General features: G+C 42.5%; 20 protein-coding genes and 1 other annotated feature. Of the genes, 15 read left to right on the top strand and 5 right to left on the bottom strand.

Annotated features, from left to right (window positions below):
- Positions 1-2: 2 nt before the first annotated feature.
- Together NAF01_RS20465 and NAF01_RS20460 are read right to left on the bottom strand one after the other, a co-directional pair.
- Positions 3-575 carry a tRNA 5-(aminomethyl)-2-thiouridylate-methyltransferase MnmM gene (locus NAF01_RS20465; protein WP_250801046.1) on the bottom strand — a complete coding sequence of 191 codons (573 nt, stop codon included), beginning with the start codon at positions 573-575 and terminating at the stop codon, positions 3-5.
- The gene (locus NAF01_RS20460) at positions 572-1,540 is read right to left on the bottom strand and encodes a tRNA modification radical SAM protein MnmL/YtqA (RefSeq protein ID WP_197213006.1); all 969 of its coding nucleotides are present in this window, start codon (positions 1,538-1,540) and stop codon (positions 572-574) included. The genes NAF01_RS20465 and NAF01_RS20460 overlap by 4 nt, the downstream gene beginning before the upstream one ends.
- A 203-nt stretch (positions 1,541-1,743) precedes the next feature.
- On the opposite strand from NAF01_RS20460, the gene NAF01_RS20455 reads away from it, so the two are divergent.
- The 3 genes from NAF01_RS20455 to NAF01_RS20445 all read left to right on the top strand — a co-directional run bounded on the left by NAF01_RS20455 (position 1,744) and on the right by NAF01_RS20445 (position 3,601).
- A complete protein-coding gene (locus NAF01_RS20455; protein WP_048007820.1) occupies positions 1,744-2,007 on the top strand; it encodes a YtzC family protein in 264 nt (87 codons plus the stop codon).
- Positions 2,008-2,021: 14 nt separating this feature from the next.
- On the top strand, positions 2,022-2,204 hold the full coding sequence (locus NAF01_RS20450) for a glycogen biosynthesis protein GlgD (RefSeq protein WP_197213008.1): 183 nt from the start codon (positions 2,022-2,024) through the stop codon (positions 2,202-2,204).
- Positions 2,205-2,419: 215 nt separating this feature from the next.
- Positions 2,420-3,601, top strand: a complete 1,182-nt coding sequence (locus NAF01_RS20445; RefSeq protein WP_250801045.1) for an MDR family MFS transporter — start codon at positions 2,420-2,422, stop codon at positions 3,599-3,601.
- Between the two features lie 63 nt (positions 3,602-3,664).
- Here NAF01_RS20445 and NAF01_RS20440 read toward each other — a convergent pair whose 3' ends face one another.
- Positions 3,665-4,024: a hypothetical protein gene (locus NAF01_RS20440; protein ID WP_250801044.1), complete on the bottom strand. Its 360-nt coding sequence runs from the start codon at positions 4,022-4,024 to the stop codon at positions 3,665-3,667.
- Between the two features lie 137 nt (positions 4,025-4,161).
- Between NAF01_RS20440 and NAF01_RS20435 the strand changes: the two genes are divergently transcribed.
- From NAF01_RS20435 to NAF01_RS20405, 7 genes are all read left to right on the top strand, one after another.
- A complete protein-coding gene (locus NAF01_RS20435; RefSeq protein WP_048007817.1) occupies positions 4,162-5,523 on the top strand; it encodes a sigma-54 interaction domain-containing protein in 1,362 nt (453 codons plus the stop codon).
- 331 nt (positions 5,524-5,854) lie between these two features.
- Complete coding sequence (locus NAF01_RS20430) at positions 5,855-7,174, top strand: GntP family permease (protein ID WP_048007816.1); 1,320 nt, start codon at positions 5,855-5,857, stop codon at positions 7,172-7,174.
- 56 nt (positions 7,175-7,230) lie between these two features.
- On the top strand, positions 7,231-8,007 hold the full coding sequence (locus tag NAF01_RS20425) for a 3-hydroxybutyrate dehydrogenase (RefSeq protein ID WP_250801043.1): 777 nt from the start codon (positions 7,231-7,233) through the stop codon (positions 8,005-8,007).
- A gap of 135 nt (positions 8,008-8,142) precedes the next feature.
- On the top strand, positions 8,143-8,661 hold the full coding sequence (locus NAF01_RS20420; protein ID WP_250801042.1) for a CBO0543 family protein: 519 nt from the start codon (positions 8,143-8,145) through the stop codon (positions 8,659-8,661).
- A 154-nt stretch (positions 8,662-8,815) separates the two neighbouring features.
- Positions 8,816-9,039, top strand: a binding site (T-box leader).
- A 50-nt stretch (positions 9,040-9,089) separates the two neighbouring features.
- Positions 9,090-11,507: a leucine--tRNA ligase gene (leuS, locus tag NAF01_RS20415; RefSeq protein ID WP_250801041.1), complete on the top strand. Its 2,418-nt coding sequence runs from the start codon at positions 9,090-9,092 to the stop codon at positions 11,505-11,507.
- A 168-nt stretch (positions 11,508-11,675) separates the two neighbouring features.
- On the top strand, positions 11,676-11,981 hold the full coding sequence (locus NAF01_RS20410; protein ID WP_250802510.1) for a rhodanese-like domain-containing protein: 306 nt from the start codon (positions 11,676-11,678) through the stop codon (positions 11,979-11,981).
- A 102-nt stretch (positions 11,982-12,083) separates the two neighbouring features.
- Entirely contained in the window at positions 12,084-12,266 is a 183-nt protein-coding gene (locus NAF01_RS20405) for a sporulation protein Cse60 (RefSeq protein ID WP_197248428.1), read from the top strand.
- 26 nt (positions 12,267-12,292) lie between these two features.
- Here NAF01_RS20405 and NAF01_RS20400 read toward each other — a convergent pair whose 3' ends face one another.
- A complete protein-coding gene (locus tag NAF01_RS20400; RefSeq protein ID WP_197207969.1) occupies positions 12,293-13,555 on the bottom strand; it encodes a BaiN/RdsA family NAD(P)/FAD-dependent oxidoreductase in 1,263 nt (420 codons plus the stop codon).
- A 231-nt stretch (positions 13,556-13,786) separates the two neighbouring features.
- Here NAF01_RS20400 and NAF01_RS20395 point away from each other — a divergent pair, with 231 nt between their 5' ends.
- Entirely contained in the window at positions 13,787-15,403 is a 1,617-nt protein-coding gene (locus NAF01_RS20395) for a putative polysaccharide biosynthesis protein (RefSeq protein ID WP_250801040.1), read from the top strand.
- Between the two features lie 348 nt (positions 15,404-15,751).
- Positions 15,752-16,471, top strand: coding sequence for a pseudouridine synthase (locus tag NAF01_RS20390; protein ID WP_076261890.1), 720 nt, complete (start codon positions 15,752-15,754; stop codon positions 16,469-16,471).
- A 64-nt stretch (positions 16,472-16,535) separates the two neighbouring features.
- On the opposite strand, the gene NAF01_RS20385 is transcribed toward NAF01_RS20390, so the two are convergent.
- Positions 16,536-16,757 carry a DeoR family transcriptional regulator gene (locus NAF01_RS20385; protein WP_026041817.1) on the bottom strand — a complete coding sequence of 74 codons (222 nt, stop codon included), beginning with the start codon at positions 16,755-16,757 and terminating at the stop codon, positions 16,536-16,538.
- 868 nt (positions 16,758-17,625) lie between these two features.
- Between NAF01_RS20385 and NAF01_RS20380 the strand changes: the two genes are divergently transcribed.
- The 3 genes from NAF01_RS20380 (at position 17,626) to NAF01_RS20370 (ending at position 20,889) form a co-directional block, all read left to right on the top strand.
- Positions 17,626-18,900 (top strand): M48 family metallopeptidase, encoded by a 1,275-nt coding sequence (locus tag NAF01_RS20380; RefSeq protein ID WP_197248422.1) that lies wholly within the window; start codon positions 17,626-17,628, stop codon positions 18,898-18,900.
- Positions 18,901-19,004: 104 nt separating this feature from the next.
- On the top strand, positions 19,005-19,721 hold the full coding sequence (locus tag NAF01_RS20375) for an ABC transporter ATP-binding protein (protein ID WP_197248420.1): 717 nt from the start codon (positions 19,005-19,007) through the stop codon (positions 19,719-19,721).
- Complete coding sequence (locus NAF01_RS20370) at positions 19,711-20,889, top strand: ABC transporter permease (RefSeq protein ID WP_197248417.1); 1,179 nt, start codon at positions 19,711-19,713, stop codon at positions 20,887-20,889. Before NAF01_RS20375 ends, NAF01_RS20370 begins: the two co-directional genes overlap by 11 nt.
- Positions 20,890-20,976: the final 87 nt, after the last annotated feature.

Genomic DNA, 20,976 nt, shown 5'->3' with positions numbered 1-20,976 from the left:
TATTAACGTTTTTCAATTGCAACGATAAACGGCGGGTTATTTTTTTGATTAATAAACTGATACTGCAAAACATGGACGATGCTTTGATCCAGCTGCTTGACATATCGGAGCAGATAATCGCGCTCTACAGCACCTTCTATATGGCCGTGATAAATCACCAAAAGAATGATCCCTTCCGGAGCCATCAGTTCTAAAAGCTGATCGATGGCAGAAATGGTTGTCTGCGGACGGGTGACAATATCTTTGTCGCCCCCGGGCAAGTAGCCTAAATTAAATATGGCTGCTGTTATTTTTCCATGGTGGACAGGCGGTACATTCTCAAGAATGTGTTCATGACCTGTTTGGAAGAGGGTAGCCCTGTCTGACAGTTCGTGATCAGCCAGGCGTGTTTTTGTACTCATGACAGCCTCTTCCTGAATATCGAATCCATAAACTCTGCCGTTAGGTCCCACCAAATCAGCCAGAAATACGGTATCATGGCCGTTGCCCAGAGTGGCATCAATAACGATATCTCCAGGTGATATTGCTTTCTCAAGCAGCTGTCTTGCATATGGTAAGATTCTTTCAAGCTTCATGACAATGCCTCCACTTGACTTGGATTGTAAAATTTACCTTGCCAGCTGTTTCTTCGCTTTAATTCTGCATCAATGCCATTAAGGACTTCCCACTTATTAACACTCCACATTGGCCCGATCATCAAGTCGATTGGCCCATCACCGGTAATGCGGTGTACAATCATTTCCGGCGGTAAAATTTCCAGCTGGTCACATACTAAATTTATATATTCATCAAGAGACAGAAACTCAAGCATGCCCTTTTCAAATTGTTTAACCATCGGGGTTCCCTTTAATAAATGAAGGAGATGGATTTTAATTCCCTGTACATCCAGCTTCGCAACCTCCCGGGCGGTTTCCATCATCATTTCCGGTGTTTCAAGCGGAAGCCCATTAATAATGTGGGAACAGATGCGGATTCCATGTTTGCGGAGCTTGCTTACTCCCTCCACATAGCACTGATAATCATGTGCGCGGTTAATTAAAAGGGCAGTTCTTTCATGTACAGTCTGCAGCCCGAGCTCTACCCAGAGGTAAGTCCGCTTGTTAAGCTCTGCCAGATAGTCAACTACATCATCAGGCAGGCAGTCAGGGCGGGTTGCAATAGACAGCCCGACAACCCCTTCCTGCTCAAGCACCCGCTCATACATATCACGAAGCACTTCAACAGGGGCATGTGTATTGGTAAAAGCCTGAAAATAGGCCATATATTTTCCGTCTTTCCATTTATGATGCATTTTTGTTTTGATTGCATTAAACTGTGTGTCCAAATCATCAGTGCGGTTCCCGGCAAAGTCTCCAGAACCGGCGGCGCTGCAGAACGTACACCCTCCGTGTGCGACCGTGCCATCACGGTTTGGGCAATCAAATCCGCCATCAAGTGCCACTTTAAAAACCTTATGGCCAAATTCACTGCGCAAATGATAATTCCATGTATGGTACCGTTTATTATCGGATGCATATGGAAAAGGATTTACTTTATCCACAATTATCCCTCCTTAATCAAAGAGTAATCTATATTGTGAAAATCATTATGAGTGCTTTCATAAAATTAATCTTATCATGACGCAAAACCTTATAAAAGGGGAATTGGCAGGAAATACAGTGGTAAGGATTACGGAAAAATGAACAAACTAATTCATGAAGCATGCAAGCTTCTATACCCATTCTTCAAGGAGGGGAACATACCATGGCAACCCGTGAATCAATGGATACACTTCTTCAGCAGTGTGAGGATGCAATCCGTTTTGCGCAGGAGCAGTTTGAATCGGGAAGAACACAGGAGCATTACAATGATTTCGAATACTCCAATGCGCTTCAGTCTTTGGAAGCTGCTTATAATGATATAACCCAGATGGCCCATAGCGCCAACTCCCAGCAGCGGGAACAGCTTCATCGTATGAGGCTCCAGCTGCAGCAGCTCCAAAATCAGATGATAATTCTTCCTCATTAAGGAGTGGTTCACAGATGGTAAAAAAGCGATCAAAACAAAACAATCCGGAACAAAAGACCCGCAATGGCGCCAATAACCAGGATGTTGAATTTGGCCGGGACTTCGACGCGGTAAAGCAGTCGAAAAAGCACTATGAAAAATCAGGCGGACAGCCTGTTAAATCGAAATTTCATCCAGAACCGGAACAATCGTCATAAATAATTATGGCAAAGCCCCGATCCACCGAGGATCGGGGCTTTACTTTTCTGAATCTTTAAGTGAAAAAGAAGAAGTATTCTGTCTATTAAAATCGATTAAAAACCTATTGCAAGGACAGGAAAAACCAACTAAAATTATTTTGGATTTCGAAATAGTGTCCGGGAGATAATGCACCGGCTAAACATAAAAAATACGAAAAAAGGGGCGTTATCTTATGCCGCGGACCTTATGGCTTTTAATTATTGGGATGGCAGTGAATGTAACCGGATCTTCTTTTTTGTGGCCTCTTAATACAATCTACATTCATGACCACTTAGGCAAATCCTTATCGGTAGCCGGCCTGGTACTAATGGTGAACGCAGCTGCCAGTGTCGCCGGAAATTTAATAGGGGGGAGCCTCTATGATAAAGTTGGCGGCTATCGTTCGATTCTTCTTGGAATTGTCATCACAGTAATGGCGCTCCTCGGTTTGACCTTTTGGCATGGCTGGCCTGCATATGTGGTATTCCTTACCTTTGTCGGATTTGGCTCCGGGATTGTTTTTCCTTCTATGTTTGCGATGGCCGGATCAGTCTGGAAAGAAGGAGGACGCAAAGCCTTCAATGCCATCTATGTAGCCCAGAACGCAGGTGTTGCCATTGGTGCTGCTCTTGGCGGTCTTGTGGCCTCGTACTCTTTTCAGTTAATTTTTCTGGCCAATACTGTTATGTATATCATTTTTTTATTGATCGCTGTTTTTGGCTACAGGGGAATAAACACAGTTTCCGGTCAGCAGACCTCCATCCTTCAGGAAAATGGCATGGTTAAAAATCATACCAAGCTTTATGCGCTGCTCATATTATGTGCGGGCTATTTATTGTGCTGGGTAGGATATGTTCAATGGCAATCGACTATTGCCGCTTATACACAGGAGCTGAACATTTCGTTAAAGCAATACAGTTTGCTGTGGACTATTAATGGAGCCCTGATTGTCTTGGGGCAGCCGGTTATCAGTGCAATGGTAAAATGGTTTAAAACATTAAAGATTCAGATGGTCGCCGGAATGGTTATATTTATTGGCTCGTTTGCTGTTGCGGCGATCGCAGAACAGTTCTCCGCATTTGTCATCAGCATGGTTATTCTGACAGTAGGCGAAATGCTGATATGGCCAGCTGTTCCGACCATTGCCAACCAGCTTGCTCCTAAAGGGAGGGAAGGGTTTTACCAGGGAATCGTAAACAGCACAGCTACAGGCGGAAGGATGATCGGCCCTTTACTGGGGGGTATTCTGGTTGATCTTTATGGAATCTCCATGCTGTTTGCTGTATTAATGGTTCTATTTGTCTTTGCCATTCTGACGATTCTTGTATATGACCGGAAATTAAAGGAGTCTAAAGAATTGGCGCATGTTTCATAAGTATAAACCAAAGAATGAAACCTGCAGTTTGGAGCTGCAGGTTTTTTGTGTCTTGTAATTCATTTAACCTGCGCCTTCAAGAGAGTTCTCTTTTTGGTTAGCGCAAAATACAACCTCATTGAAGAAGCTTTTCAGAATCAGCCATCTCGCCGGATAAGTATGGATAAAGTCTTCAAGGACCTCTTCAGAATAAAGAAGCAGGATATCCAGCTCTGCTTTCTTTTTCTTCAAATCATACAATAGGGCATGTGGAATGGTGTAGTAGTCGTTCAGCTGCCATTGATTTAGCTTCACTGTATAAATATTATGGTTCTCAATATAGGATTCCAGTGCCTGTTTTTGCAGCTGAATACATTCTTCTTTGGGCTTGTTTAAGTATTGCCAGTGGGGATTGATCAAATATATGCCTTTCAGCTGAAACACCTCCCATGTCTGCACGGATTACTAATGGTATGGACAGTAAACGCAAATGGAATACCTATTGAAATGAATTTGTTGTCAGAAAAATATGATAAAATGGTGTTTATAATAGTAGAATGTCCAAAATGAGGGGATCAAAAATGAAAAGTGCATTATTTGATTTGCCTGTTCAAATGGTTGAAACCATTGTAGAAAACGCCTTTGGATGGCTTGTCGTTGTAAATAAAGAAGGAACGATCATTTACATCAATAAAAATTATTGCGATTTCCTTGAGGTGGAGAGGGAACAGGTTCTGGGGAAGCATGTATCGGGGGTTATTGAAAATTCACGAATGCATATAGTGGCAGAATCAGGAAAGGAAGAAATTGCGGACCTGCAATTTATAAGAGGCAACTATATGATAGCAAACCGCATTCCCATTTTTTCTGATGGCGAGGTAATTGGCGCATTCGGGACGGTTTTCTTTAGGGATACAAAGGAATGGATGCAGATGAACAGCCATGTAAAGAGCATGCTCACAAAAATCCAGAGCTATATCCAGGGAATTGATCCAAGTGTAAAATACAGCCTCGATGATATATTAGGAAGCTCAAGCCAGATTCACAGCCTGAAAGAAAAGGTGAAAATGGTGGCAGCCAGTGATATTTCCGTTTTAATCCGCGGGGAAAGCGGGACCGGCAAAGAACTGTTTGCCCACAGCATTCATCAGCTCAGCAACAGGAGCCATCAGCCATTTGTAAAAATTAACTGTGGGGCCATTCCTGAACATCTGCTGGAGTCTGAACTGTTTGGCTATGAAGAGGGAGCTTTTACAGGGGCGAAAAAGGGCGGTAAAAAAGGAAAATTTCAGCTCGCAGATGGAGGGACCTTGTTTTTGGATGAAATCGGGGATATGCCGCTTAATATGCAAGTGAAGTTATTGCGTGCCCTGCAGGAAGGCGAGATTGAAAGTGTTGGGTCAACTTCTCCGGTTAAAGTGGATGTCCGGATTATTGCTGCAACTAACAGACCGCTCGAAAAAATGATGGAGGAAAAGCGTTTTAGGGAGGATTTATTTTATCGAATTAATGTAGTGCCGTTCATGGTTCCTTCTTTGCGCGACAGGATGGAGGACTTACCCCTTCTAATCGACAGCTTTATCAAGAAAATAACGAAAAAATCAGGAAAGAGAATAAGTGCAATTGAAGAGGAAGTCATAGAAAAGTTTCATCAATACAGCTGGCCCGGAAATATCAGGGAGCTTGAAAATGTAATCGAGGCATCCATTCACCTGACAAGCAATGAAACTATCACCACAGAATCATTGCCGGATTATATGAAAGAAACTGCTGTATATCCGGTTGGAAAAAAGAATTTGAAGGATATTCTTGAGGAAACAGAGAAGCGGATTCTGTCACAAAGCTTGAGCAAATATAATAATGACCGAATAGCAGCAGCAAATGCTCTTGGCATCAGTAAATCGTCCATGTACGAAAAGTTAAAGAAATATGGAATTGTATAGGTTTAAAAAGTCCAGAAATCCGGAATATATTCCAGAATTCTGGACTTTTTTGATTCTAGGAATCTTTAATACTGATAACCCTTAGTTAGACGGAATTGTCAGAAAACTATTCTATTAAATTGGAGGACTTGCTCCCTGCCCGTTCCAGATTTCCGGAAAAATAATTCATTAAATGTTCACCATTCCCTTTACCAAGAAGTATTTTTTTGTTGGCACACTTCTTGCAATAACATTTCACAAGAAGTTATTTTTTTATCTTTTTTTGAAAACGTTTGCAAAAGGAGGGGTGACTTGTTAATTTTCTTATATTTAAAACAAAGGGGGAAATGAAATGCTAAGTATGATTGGGTTAATAGGCGGGCTTGCCCTGCTGATATACCTGACGATGCGGGGAATGAATCTGCTGGTGGTCGGTCCATTATCTGCGCTGTTTGTAGCTCTTTTTAGCGGTATGCCTTTATTTCCGCAGCTGGCAGGAGAAGGAGAGGCCAACTTGGTCGGGAACTATATGTCCGGCTTTTCGGGATTTGTCACATCATGGTATCTGATGTTCCTATTAGGTGCTATTTTTGGAAAGGTAATGGAGGATAGCGGTGCGGCTGACAGTGTATCCAAAATGGTCGTGGATAAGCTTGGAATGAAATATGCCGTTCTTGCCATAGTCGCGTCCTGTGCCATTTTAACTTATGGCGGAGTCAGTTTATTCGTTGTCGCCTTCTCTGTATATCCAATGGCGTTGAGTTTATTTAAGCAGGCAAATCTGCCGAGAAGATTTATCCCTGCAGCACTGGCATTTGGATCTGTAACATTTACGATGACTTCTGCAGGTTCACCTGAAATTCAAAACTGGATTCCGATTGAATTCCTAGGAACAACTCCATATGCGGGCTGGGAAGTCAGCTTAATTGTGGCTGTGTTCATGATGATCTTCGGCTACTGGTGGCTGAAGCGCATGATTACCAAGGCTGTAAACAAAGGAGAAACGTTTGAATCCCGCAAGCAGGATCCTGTAACAGAAAATAAGGATTTACCGCATCCAATTATGGGTGTTGTACCATTAGTTGTGGTTTTAATTATTTCCTTCGTTTTTCATGATTCACTTGCACAATCTGCACTTATTCTTGCCTTGCTGGGTGGAGTCATTGCCACATATCTATTGAACCGAAAGTATTTCACTAATTTCTGGAATGCTGTGTCTGATGGAACATTAGGTGCATTGATTGCTATAGGCAATACGGCTGCTGTCGTTGGGTTTGGCGGCGTAGCAAAAGCAGTGCCTGCATTTGCCACAGCAGTTGATTGGATGACGAGCATTCCTGGCAGTCCGCTGATTGGCGGTGCCATAGCCGTAAGTGTGATCGCCGGGATGACTGGGTCAGCTTCAGGAGGCCAGGCAATCGCACTGCCAATTCTTGCACCGCATTATATGGACATGGGCGTTAATGCAGAAGCCCTGCACAGGACGGTTGCCATTTCTTCCGGAGCTCTCGACTCTTTGCCGCATAATGGCTATGTTGTTACCACTGTACGGGCAATCTGCGGTGAAACCCACCAGGCAGCATATGGAGCAGTGGCTGCTGTTACGGTAATTGTCCCGCTGATTGGTTTAGCCATAGCGATTGTATTATTCTCATTCGGATTAGGAATCTAATTTCGGCAGGGGCTCATCAAACAGGGCCCCGGCTTTGTTTTGAAAGGAGCTTATTCATGGTACAAAATAAAGTCGTTTTTATCACTGGTGCAGCGCAGGGAATTGGCTATGAAATTGGCAAGAGGTTTGCCGAACAGGGCTCGAGAATTGTTCTGACTGATATTCAGGAAGCTGCCGTGAAAAAAGCTGCAGAAAACCTGCAGAATGAAGGTTTTGAAGCGCTTGGGCTAAAATGTGATGTCACATCAGAGTCAGATATACAGGCGGCCATTAATGAAACTGTCAGCCGATTCGGTGCTTTGGATGTGCTGATAAATAATGCAGGGCTGCAGCATGTTTCATTTATAGACGAATTTCCAACTGAGAAGTTTGAATTCATGATCAAAGTAATGCTGACTGCTCCATTCGTGGCTATAAAGCACGCGATGCCAATCATGAAAAAACAAAAATCTGGCCGGATACTTAACATGGCTTCCATCAATGGGCTTGTGGGGTTTGCAGGCAAGGCTGCATATAACAGTGCAAAGCATGGTGTTATAGGCTTAACTAAAGTCGCGGCGTTGGAGGCTGCTGAACATGGCATTACGGTTAATGCCATCTGTCCGGGCTATGTAGACACACCACTCGTAAGAAATCAGCTGAATGATCTTGCTAAAACAAGAAATGTCCCCATCGAAAAAGCACTGGAGGAAGTCATTTATCCATTAGTGCCGCAAAAAAGGCTTCTGAAGGTGGAAGAGATTGCAGATTATGCGATTTTTTTGGCTGGCGATGCAGCTAAAGGAATTACGGGCCAGGCGGCAGTTATTGATGGGGGCTATACAGTTCAATAAGAATGCGCATAGCAGTTTTTTAGAGAGGGCAGAGAATGCCCTCTTTTTCTCTTGTCCAGTAATGCGAATAAAACCTCTGAAACTATGGGTATATTGTTGATACTGAATTGATGGCAGATAATTGGTGGAGATATTGTGTATTTATTATTGGTTGTACTTGTCTATATTTTTTTTGCCTGGAAATTTGTTGATTGGAAAAGATGGAAAGAATACTATCCTACTGTCCAATTTTATATCATTGCCAACTTTCTATATAATTTTTTATTTTATAATCATACCCTATGGGCCTATAGAGCAGTTACGCTGGATTGGCTGAATCATACGTTTATTGAAATCACCTTCACTTTGCTGATTATTCCAGTCGTCGTCATGATTTACCTTCGCTATTTTCCGGAAAAAAATCTAAAGAAAAAGATTTTTTATACTGGCGTGTGGATCGTTTATTTCTCAGTGCTGGAGTATTTGTTTTCTAAAAAGGGATTGTTTATTTATGATAATGGGTGGAATTTCTGGTGGTCTGTGCTATTTAATCTCATCATGTTCATCATGCTGCGAATGCATTATAAAAAGCCGGGAATAGCTATGGCAGTTTCGCTTCCTATCATTGCGATTCTATTATGGCTCTTTCATCCGCATCTGATCGATTTGAAATAATGATTGGATGGTTTCGTAAACATTTTGCCCTAAAGAAAGTGAAACATGGTGCACAATTTTAAAAGCTTTGCATATTCTAAGTATTAAATTCCTGTCAGGATAAGCCTACTTGCATCCTGGCGGGAAATTTATTACAATAGTCATATTCTTATACTAAAATGCTTAGATAAGGAGCAGTAGTGGTGCAGCGCCCGTTTTAAGAGAGTTGACGGCAGGTGCAAGTCAGCCGGGCACATCATGAACTCGCCTTTGAGCAGCAAGTGTGAAATACCAGTAATGCTTGCCGTTTTCCGCGTTAAGGATGAATGAAGCGAGTGACATGTTCACTAATGTGGGTGGTACCGCGGGAGATTTATACATAATCCTCTCGTCCCTTTTTGGGATGAGAGGTTTTTTTATTTTATTTTCATTAATAGGAGGAAACAAAAATGAGTTTCAATCATAAGGAGATTGAAAAAAAGTGGCAGGGCCACTGGGAAGAAAATAAAACATTCAAAACAACTGAAGATAAAGGCAAGCGCAAGTTTTATGCGCTTGATATGTTCCCATATCCTTCAGGCGCTGGTCTTCACGTTGGCCACCCGGAAGGATATACGGCAACAGATATCCTTTCCCGCATGAAGCGCATGCAGGGCTATAATGTCCTTCATCCGATGGGCTGGGATGCATTTGGTTTACCTGCAGAGCAATATGCACTTGATACAGGGAATGACCCGGCAGAATTCACAGAACAGAATATCAACACCTTCCGCCGCCAGATCAAAGCGTTAGGCTTCTCCTATGACTGGGATCGTGAAGTAAACACAACAGACCCTGAATACTATAAATGGACTCAATGGATCTTCTTAAAGCTTTATGAAAAAGGGCTTGCTTATATCGATGAAGTAGCTGTTAACTGGTGTCCTGCACTTGGAACAGTACTTGCAAATGAAGAGGTTATCGACGGAAAAAGCGAGCGCGGTGGCCATCCGGTAGAACGCCGCCCAATGAGACAGTGGATGCTGAAAATTACGGCTTATGCGGATCGCCTGCTTGAAGATCTTGATTTATTGGATTGGCCAGAGAGCCTAAAGGATATGCAGCGCAACTGGATCGGCCGCTCTGAAGGAGCTGAAGTGACATTCAATATTGAAGGACATGATGGCACATTCACCGTATTCACAACACGTCCTGACACATTATATGGTGCAACATATGCTGTACTTGCTCCAGAGCACGCGCTTGTTGATAAGATCACAACAGAGGGGCAGCAAGAAGCAGTTCAGGCTTACATTGACAAAGTAAAGAGCAAGAGCGATCTTGAGCGGACAGATCTTGCTAAAGAAAAAACGGGTGTCTTCACTGGTGCGTACGCGATCAACCCGGCCAACGGCGAAAAAATGCCAATCTGGATTGCAGATTATGTTTTAGTCAGCTATGGAACAGGTGCCATCATGGCGGTTCCGGCACATGACGAGCGCGACTATGAGTTCGCCAAGCAATTTGATCTGCCTATTAAAGAAGTCGTTGCCGGCGGAGATGTTGATAAAGAAGCATACACTGGCGATGGCGAGCATGTGAACTCAGGTTTCCTTGATGGATTAAACAAAGAGGACGCTATTGAGAAAATGATTGCCTGGCTTGAAGAAAAAGGTATTGGCACCAAGAAGGTTACTTACCGTCTTCGTGACTGGTTATTCAGCCGCCAGCGCTATTGGGGCGAGCCGATTCCAGTTATCCACTGGGAAGATGGCACAATGACTGCCGTGCCGGAAGATCAGCTTCCATTAGTGCTTCCAAAAACAACGGAGATCAAGCCATCCGGTACTGGTGAGTCACCATTAGCCAACATTGATGATTGGGTTAATGTTGTGGATCCGGAAACTGGCAAAAAAGGCCGGAGGGAAACGAACACAATGCCGCAATGGGCAGGCAGCTGCTGGTACTACCTTCGCTATATTGATCCGAAAAATAGTGAAGCTCTTGCAGATCCCGAAAAATTAAAAGAATGGCTTCCGGTTGATATATATATCGGAGGAGCTGAACATGCGGTTCTTCACCTTCTATATGCCCGCTTCTGGCACAAGGTCCTTTACGATGTGGGAGTTGTCCATACGAAGGAACCGTTCCAAAAGCTATTCAACCAGGGTATGATTCTTGGGGAGAACAATGAGAAAATGAGTAAATCAAAAGGCAATGTCGTTAACCCGGATGAAATCGTAGAGAGCCATGGTGCAGATACTCTTCGTTTATACGAAATGTTCATGGGGCCGCTTGAAGCTTCCATCGCCTGGTCTACAAATGGATTGGATGGCTCAAGAAGATTCCTTGACCGCATCTGGCGATTGTTTGTGGAAGAGACTGGTGAATTAAGCCCGAGAATTCAAGACATTGAAGAAGGCAGCAGTCTTGAAAAGGTTTACCACCAAACGGTGAAAAAAGTAACTGAGGACTACGAAGGACTTCGTTTTAACACAGCTATTTCTCAAATGATGGTATTCATTAACGAAGCTTATAAAGCAGATGTGCTGCCAAAAACTTTTGCAGAAGGTTTTGTTAAAATGCTTTCACCAATCGCTCCTCATATTTCAGAAGAGCTTTGGTCAAAATTTGGCCATGATGAGTCCATTGCTTATGAAGCCTGGCCGGCATTTGATGAAGCCAAAATGGTGGATGACGAGGTCGAAATCGTGATTCAAATCAACGGCAAAGTCAAAGCGAAGCTAATGGTTCCGGCCGATGCAAAAAAAGACCTGTTGGAGCAAATCGCAATGGGTGATGAAAAAGTAAAAGAGCAAATTGATGGAAAAACTGTCCGTAAAGTCATTGCAGTACCGGGCAAGCTTGTAAACATCGTTGCAAATTAAGTTATATTGAGATGAACCACCTTTGTTTGATCAAGGGTGGTTTTTTTGTATATATGTTAAAGAAACTTCTCATTTTTTTTTTTTCGTGCCATATAGGGTATTATAGGAGTGGCAGCATTAGTAAAAGCAAAGTGCTATTTAAAAAGTTTTCAGGAAAGGGTGTTAGGATTGGACCGTATTGAAGAGATTACCACTGATGAATTGCAGAAAAAGCTGGAGGCTGGAGAGAAGCTTGAGCTTGTAGATGTTAGAGAAGATGAAGAGGTGGCTTCCGGAATGATTCCTGGAGCCAGACATATCCGCATGGGCACGATCCCTGAGAACCTGGATAAATTCGATAAAGACACTGAGTATATCATTATCTGCCGCTCTGGCGGCCGCAGCGGAAATGTTTGTCATTACTTGCAGGAACAAGGATATAAGGTTCGCAATATGGCTGGCGGCATGCTGAACTGGCAGGGGAAAACAGAATAAATTACAAACGGGGCCAATTAGGCTTCGTTTTTTTTAGTTTTTCAATTTTAAAAATTCGGAAAATTGACCAAGCTAATAAAAAATACTGGGAGGAGAATTCCTGTGATTAAGGTAAAATTATTCGATCACGAGCATGAAAAAGACCTGGAAAAGGATATGAATCATTTTCTGGAGAAGATTGAGGAGAAAAAGCTGCTGGATATAAAATATAATGTGGCCGCAGTGCAGGAGGATGAAGACGATCAGATTTATTGTTTCTCTGCCATGGTAATATATAGAGCCTGACTCTAGTGCATCAGGCTCTATCTTTATTACATGGTATGTGCAGCTGCATTTAATCCGGCTAACCGGCCTGTTACAAGTGCAGAAGTGATATTGTATCCGCCTGTGTAGCCATGGATGTCGAGGATTTCTCCGCAGAAGAAAAGACCTTCCATCATTTTTGAAGCCATTGTCTGCGGTTCGATTTCTTTGACGGAAACACCTCCGCCGGTAACAAAAGCTTTATCGAGAGGCAAAGTGCCGGTTACTTTAAACTGAAAAGATTTGCAGCCCTTAACAAAGCTTCTGATTTTTTCATTGGAAATAGCTGCCCCTTGTGCAGATGGATCAATTCCGTTCTGCTCAAGAAGAAACAAAAGATACCTTTCCGGAAGCAGCCCTTTTAAGAGGTTTTTAATGATTTTCTTCGGTTCTTCTTTAATCTTTTTGGACACTTCCTGAAAAAGAGGTTCTTCCTTTGTATCCGGGAGTGCATCCAGGTTCATGGTTACTTCTTTCAAATTCCACTTCTTCATCGCTTTCACCGCATACTGGCTGCAGCGCAAGACCGCCGGGCCGCTAATGCCGAAATGGGTGAAAATCATATCCATCCGATGTGTTATGAGCGCTTTTCCTTTAGGGTTTAAAACACTAAGTGCCACACTCCGAAGCGACAATCCCTGCAGCGCTTTTTCTTTAATAAAGCTCTCTGAAGATGTCAGCGGAACCTCAGTTGGGAAAAGCTCTGTAATCGTATGGCCTGCTTTTTCAGCCCATGCATAGCCGTCACCGGTTGAGCCTGTGTGAGGAACTGACTTTCCACCGACGGCTATCACAACAGAGTGTGCTTCATAAACATCGCCTGTTTTTAATTCTACCGATTTCACCCTGCCATTTTCATAGTGAACATCCTGAATCGGGCTGTCTGTTTTGATATCGACCTTCAGTTCCTTCAGCCTTGAAATTAAGGCATCAACAACCGATTGCGCTTTGTCGGTAACGGGAAACATCCGCCCATGATCTTCCTCTTTCAGCTCAATTCCCAAATTCTCAAAGAAGCGGATAATATCTTCATTGCTGAAGATGGAAAATGCACTATACAAAAATCTCCCATTGCCCGGGATATGCTTAATGATTTCATCTACTGGGAGCCTGTTTGTGACATTGCACCGGCCTCCACCGGAAATGGCAAGCTTCCTTCCAAGCTTGTTTCCTTTGTCAATGAGAAGGACCTTTGCCTTCTTTTCCGCAGCACCGATTGCTGCCATCAATCCCGAAGGACCTCCGCCTATTACTATTACATCATATTTCATGGTTTCACCAACTTATCTAAATTCGCTAAGTAAACAATAGATTCATTATAAATCAAATATCCTATTTCTAAAAATAATCCCTCATTATACGGTATTGCAAGTGGAATTTCCCCGGCAAGAAGAGTACACTACAAATAGTGTGTCTAAAAAGATAGAAAAATGACGAACTTAGCTTTGGCATTCATATACTTTTATAGTTTGTATGCTGCAGTTTTTTAAGGAAGGGATTATATGTCATCTAAGCTTATAAAGGGAACCTTCATCCTTACGCTTGGCACCATTATCTCGAAGGTTCTTGGTTTGTTTTATGTTATTCCTTTTTATCAAATAGTCGGGAAGGAAGGGACAGCCCTTTATTCCTTTTCGTATACACCTTATACAATCTTTATTAGTATCGCAACTGCAGGGGTTCCGCTGGCAGTTTCAAAGTTTATCTCTAAATATAATGCAATAGAGGAGTATGCTGTCGGCAGAAAGCTGTTCAAGTCAGGTTTGGTGATCATGACGGCAAGCGGAGTCATCTCATTCCTGATCCTGTTCTTCCTTGCTCCGGCTGTTGCCGAAATGACCCTGGCAGGGAAAGATGTGGAGGTAAGTGTTGAAGATGTAACAACCGTAATCAGAGCGGTATCATTTGCCCTGATTATTATTCCCTTCATGAGTCTGATAAGAGGATTTTTCCAGGGGCATCAGTCAATGGGGCCTACAGCGGTTTCACAGGTGGTGGAGCAGATTGTCCGCATCCTGTTTGTGCTTGCAGGTGCATATGTGGTCTTAAATGTGATGGAAGGCTCGCTCACTGCAGCAATCAGTGTCGCCACTTTCGCAGCTTTTATTGGCGGACTCGGAAGCCTCGGGGTGTTATTCTGGTATTGGTATAAGCGCAAGCCGCATTTGGATAAAATGCTTGAAGAAGATAAAGGAACAGTGGACATCTCTCTCAAGGAGATATATAAAGAAATCATTCTTTATGCTGCACCTTTTGTGTTTGTAGGTCTTGCAAATCCGCTCTTTCAGTTTATTGATCAGATTACATTTACAAGAGCGATGGATGCTATTGGCGAAGCAGGCAATGCTGTAGCATCATTTTCTGTCCTGAACTTTGAGACCCATAAGCTGGTCATCATTCCTGTCTCACTTGCCACAGCCTTCTCGCTGACGCTTGTGCCGAGTGTGACGAAAGCATTTATGGAAGAAGATCGGGCAGACCTAAACCGCCAGCTGAACCAGACGTTCCAGGTGCTTTTATTTCTGACTCTTCCTGCCGTGGCAGGTTTGTCCCTGCTTGCAGAGCCCGTTTTTACCCTATTCTATGAGCATAAAGATTTGGGTACTGAAGTGTTGAGAACTTATGCACCGGTGGCGATTCTCTTTGCTTATTTTTCGGTAACAGCAGCCATTCTGCAGGGAATCAATGAACAGCGCTTCACAATTTTGAGTTTGCTGACAGGCCTGCTTGTAAAGCTGTCATTGAATATTCCGCTCATAAAACTGTTCGAAACACAGGGAGCCGTTTTTGCAACAGCGCTTGGCTATATTGCGGCGATCTTAATTAACCTTTATGTAATAAAAACATATGCCAAATATCCATTTAAGCTTGTTTTAAGACGCGGTATGCTGATTGTATTATTTACTGCATGCATGTACATTGCTGCAGGCTTGGTTTATCAAATAACCACCAGCTTCTTATCGCCTGCATCCAGTGTCGGGGCAGTAATTATTGTCATCATCTGCGCAGCAGCAGGAGCCGGAGTTTATTTCTACCTAAGCTTCAGAACAAAACTAATCTATCTCCTGTTCGGATCAAGGGTTGATAGGATGCTGAAGAAGTTAAGACTGAAAGCATAAAAAATAAAAGGTCTCCATGATGGGGGCCTTTTCTAAAGAATTCCTAGGGTTTGTTTTAGTTGCCTTTATACCAAAGCACTGAGTTTATCTTCGCTGTGGGTACTTGATCCTCGAAAATGCTTGCGCATTTTCTTCCTGCGATGTTCAGTCGAGGAAGTTTATTCAATGTCCTGCGGGAGCAGCGGGACAGGTGAGACACCGCAGGCGCGAAGCGACGAGGAGGCTCACCGCCTGCCCCGCGGAAAGCAAGTGCCCGCAGCGGAAATCAACGGGCAGAATAATAAGGTATTTTATTATCGCGACTTTAAACGAAACCAGGGTGAATTTGGATTAATAAGGAGGGTCATTATGAGAATAGACAAAATGCTCGCCAATCTAGGCTACGGCAGCCGCAAGGATGTTAAAAAGCTATTAAAAGATGGAGCAGTAACCGTTAATGATGAGAAAGTAAAGGATCCAAAACACCATGTGGATCCTGAACAGGATGCCGTTGTCATCAACGGCGAAAAAGTTGAATACAAGGAATTCATTTATTTAATGATGAACAAACCGCCTGGCGTCATTTCCGCAACCGAGGACTCACAATCTGAGACCGTGGTGGACCTGCTCGAAATGGAAGACCTTGTGTTTTCTCCTTTTCCGGTAGGGCGTCTCGATAAGGATACAGAAGGGCTTTTGCTTCTGACGAATGATGGCCAGTTGTCCCATCGCCTGCTTTCACCCAAAAAACATGTCCCCAAAACCTATTTTGCAGTCATAGACAGTGAAGTTACAGCAGAGGATATAGCCGCATTTCAAAAAGGGGTTATATTGGATGATGGCTATGAAACTAAGCCTGGGACATTAAAAATTCTTAAGTCCGGCATCACCTCTGATATAGAATTAACAATAACAGAAGGCAAGTTCCATCAAGTGAAAAGGATGTTCGAAGCTGTAGGAAAAAGAGTCATTTACTTAAAGAGACTTTCCATGGGCCCGCTCGAGCTGGATGAGACATTGGAATTGGGAGAATATCGGGAATTGACGGAAGAAGAGCTTGATAAGCTGATGAATTATGAAGTGGGATAAGACAGAAAAATCGCCCTGAGAGCAGGGCGATTTTTTATTTATTATGCTGTTTTTGCTTTGAGTATTAAGATGACATCTTTACTTTCTTTTGAGTAATAGTCCATTTGCCTCTGCTCGGACTCTTAACCAAGTCATTGTAGGCGAGGACATTTAAATCTCTTTGAATGGTGCGAGGAGTGATGCCAAATTCCTCTACAAGCTCCTGAGTTGTTACAGTTCCGCGCTTACTTATAAACATGTAGACGGATTTTACACGGTTTAACATCCGGTTAGTCGAAGGTTTCAAAAAACCACTCCCTATCCTTTTTTCAAACCCCATGGCAATTTTCTGCAACCGACAGCTACATTGAAGGTTAACCTTCAATCGTATGTAGTTTTCTTTTCCCCAGACAACCCCTTTATACTCTGGTTTTTAGTCAAGATGTCATACCTCTGACTATATTGTAACGCTATTATCTGATTATTTCTACTTCAAGGCTATAATTTTACAAAATATTTATAATGGTGCTTCTTTTTTAGTCTTTGCGTTCCCCTCCTTTTTAATGTATGTTTAATTCCCTAAATTTCTGTAATTAAACTTCGATGCGAAAAGGCATTATTACTATACCTTATGGCAGAAGGGGCTTGTAATATGTACAGAAAATTCTAAAATATGCTCTAAATTTTCCTATATCCTAAAATTTGTTTTTTGATTATAATCAATTGGTATATTTATCGCAGTCAAATTGCCCGTAAAGGCCCGAAGAAGGACAAAGACTAAGAACGCCACATCCTCCCAAAAGCTAACGCTTTCGGTCGTGCGATGTATCGCTGCCGTTGCTTTCCTTGTCCTGTGGCAACGTCTTTGTGACCCACTTCCTCCCAAAAGCTGTCGCATTTGGTCGTGCGATGCTCATGCTGACGAAGCCTTCCTTGTCCTGTGGGCCCCAACTAACAATCAGTGGGGATAAGGAACCCCCCGCTGATTGAAGTTTCACTTTATCGCAGTCTAACGGGCAGTAAGACCCCCACTTCAGACTCAGCGGAATCAATGGAGGATAAGTGGGGGTCAAACTGCCCGTAAAGGCCCGATTGGTTCAACTAACAATCAGTGGGGGATAAAGCCCCCCCACTGATTGAAGTTTCACTTTATAAGATTGAAAGGAAGAAAAGTTATGGAAGCTCACACTCTGAGAGATCGCCTGGTATACCCGAAGGAAAGTATTTATTTTGCATTTGTTGCCTTATTTAGTATTGTGTCTTATATTTTTCTCGCATTTTCTATTATTGGGATTATTATTATTTTAACTTTGATCCTTGTATCTCTCTTGTTCCATGGGATTATGATGGGCGGCATCAGAAGAAACGGGGTAAGAATAAGTGAGAAACAGTTTCCGGAGATTTATGAAAAAGCAGTAATGACTGCGAAGGAAATGGGTTTACAGGATCTGCCGGATATTTACGTAATTGAGTCTGAAGGGGTTCTAAATGCCTTTGCCACCAGATTTTTCAGAAGAAATATGGTTGTCTTATATTCTGGTATTTTTGAGCTGGTTGAGCGGGGAGCTGAAAAGGAAGTGCTGTTCGTCCTGGCCCATGAGTTCGCTCATTTAAAAAGAAAACATGTTATCATAAGTCTCCTGCTCCTTCCTGCTATGTGGGTTCCATTCCTGGGGAATGCGTACCTGAGAGCATGCGAGTATACATGTGATCGTTATGCTGCCTTTTATATAAAGTCTTTTGAAGCATCAAGGGATGCTTTAACCATGCTTGCCATTGGAAAAGACCTTTATCCTAAGGTCAATAAACAGGCATATATGGAGCAGCTTCAAACAGAAACTGGATTTTTTGTCTGGCTGAATGAAAAACTATCCACGCACCCGCACTTGCCAAAAAGAATATATGCCCTATCGAAGTTTTTTGCCAATGAATCTACAGTTGAATTAAAAGAACCGAAGGGCAGAGTTTGGATTGGAGCAGCAGTGTCAGTCCTGTCTTTGACGATTTTATCCGGAGGACTCTGGTTTGGTTTTAAAACACTTGAAAAAATGGATTTATGGACTGAAACGGTTATGGGGATTGAAGGTGCCACCGCACTAATGAACGCAGCGAGCGAAAATGATACTGACATGGTTCACACATTATTGACTGATGGTGCGGATATTGAGGAAACGGATGCAGACGGCACTACTGCATTACATTGGGCTGTTTCTTATGGCCAGTATGACAGCGCTGCTCTTCTGCTCGAAAGTGGGGCTAACCCTAATGTGATCGATAACTATCAAACCTCTCCTTTAATGAGTGCGGTGTTCAATGAGGATATTGAAATGGCTGCGCTTCTTCTGGAGTATGGTGCTGATCCCGCTGTGAAAGATGCCGAGGGCTATACAGCCTATGATTACGCAAAGGACTTTGAAAATATAGAATTAATGGAAATCCTCCAGCCATAAAAAAACTGCCTCTTTGAAGGGCAGTTTTTTTATGGCTTTAAAAATATTAAATTAGTGCAAACTTTTTCCAGCGATATTCGTATGTATAGTCAGGAGGAGAGAAAATGAAGCTATTAAACGTTGAAATTGCATCAGCAGGCTATGAAAATGAAAAACCGATTATACATAATATTCAATTTGATTTACAGGATGGGGAATTAATCGGCCTTATAGGACCAAACGGCGCTGGAAAAAGCACAACGATAAAAACGATTCTGGGATTAATGGAGCATAAAAAGGGAGCAGTGGAATTTAAGGAGGGAGTGAAATATTCCTATATCCCGGAACGGCCCATTTTTTATGATGAGCTGACACTGTGGGAACACCTGGATTTTACAGCGGCAGTGGAAGGGTTGCCGGAATTACATTATAAGAAGAAAGCAGAGGAGCTCTTAAAAGAGTATAACCTGTCTGAACATGCTCACAAGTTTCCCGGGACTTATTCAAAAGGAATGCAGCAAAAGGCTATGCTGATTCTTGCGATGATTGCCGATCCGGATGTCTATATCATTGATGAACCGTTTATTGGGCTGGATCCCAATGCAATGAAACTGTTTCTGGAATCAATTGATCGGGAAAGGCAAAGAGGCTCAGGCATTCTCATGTCCACGCATGTTCTGGATACGGCAGAGAAAGTATGCAGCCGCTTCTTAATTGTGCATGAGGGGCAGCTGAAGGCTTCAGGCACATTATCTGATATCAGGCGGCAATGCGGTCTTCCTGCTGGGTCACTTTATGAATGTTTTCATCAGATCGCAGAGGGGAACCGCAATGAAAAGTAACTCTCTCTTTCTCAGAAGGCTAATAAACAGCTGGAGTTATCAGTTTGGTATTTTCCGTTCCATTGCAGATTGGACCATCATGGTTTATCTCATTGTTCCGGGAACTGTCATCTTTGGAATGATCTATCGCTCCTGGTGGCTGGAAACTCCGGAGTGGATGGCTGGCCTGCCATTGTTTCTCCTATTCTTTCTGTTCTATATTTTTTCATGGATGGGAAATTTCCGTCCATTTGTATTAGAGGCAGATAAGGTATTTCTGGTAAAAAATAAGACCCTCTTTATGGGAATGAGAAAATGGGGATTTGTTTACTCACTATTTTTTCAAGCAATGGGTACAGCAGCAATGATTGCTGTTTTTCTTCCATTTTTAAAGAATAGATATCTTTTGGAATGGAACCAAATCGCTGTCTTCCTGCTCTTTTTCATCTCACTGAAATGGTCTATTATGATAGTTTCTTATTTTTTGAAAAGGATTGAAGGGAAATTAAAAAGATATGTGATCACCTTTGCGCTGTTTGTACTCTTAAGCTGGTTCAGCCAGCTTGTATATTCACTCTGGTCTATCGGTGCAGAATTTCCGGTTATAATTGCATCAGCATTGCTGCTTTCGGGCGCACTAATAAAAGCTTCCCGGCTGCTGAAAAAAATCTCAGCCTTAGAATTTGAGGTTATGCTGGAACAAGAAGAAAAAACAAAGTATATAAAATGGATATTTATGATGGCTCCTGATCTGGAAAAGCCAGTTGTTTCAATGCGGACAAAACCGCTATTATTCAGAAACTCCAGAATGATCTTTAATAAGAGAACACCTATAACGGGACTGGCGGAATTATTTTTAAAGATTTTTATTCGAAACCCCTCGTTTATTTTCAGTTATTTTCAAATTATTTCCGTGAGCGCTGCCGGCATTCTTCTTATACCGCCTCTATGGATAAAGGTGATTGTATCAGGTGTCTTTCTTTTCCTAATGTATTCCTGGCTCTCCCTTACTTGGGATAAAGCCATTATGTCTCACCCCTTTACAAAAAAATACGGTGAAAAGGATTTTTACTTTACTGCGAGAAATAGGACTGTCTTAGCCCTTTTCCTCCTCGCCATTTTACTCTTAGGGCTGGTTTTAAGCGCCTCAACGCTTATCTTGGCAAGGTTCAGCTTTCCTGATGCATAATAAATGTATGTTTCATTAAACTATCCCATAAGCAAAAGGCGGACAAAATGGGTTATAATGGGGAAATCATAAATGTTCAAGTTAAGG

Origin of the sequence: Cytobacillus firmus, from assembly GCF_023657595.1 — a bacterium.
In the GTDB taxonomy this organism is placed as follows: domain Bacteria; phylum Bacillota; class Bacilli; order Bacillales; family Cytobacillaceae; genus Cytobacillus; species Cytobacillus firmus_B.
Note: the sequence above shows the minus strand (reverse complement) of the source record. Positions and strands in the feature narration are given on the sequence as shown.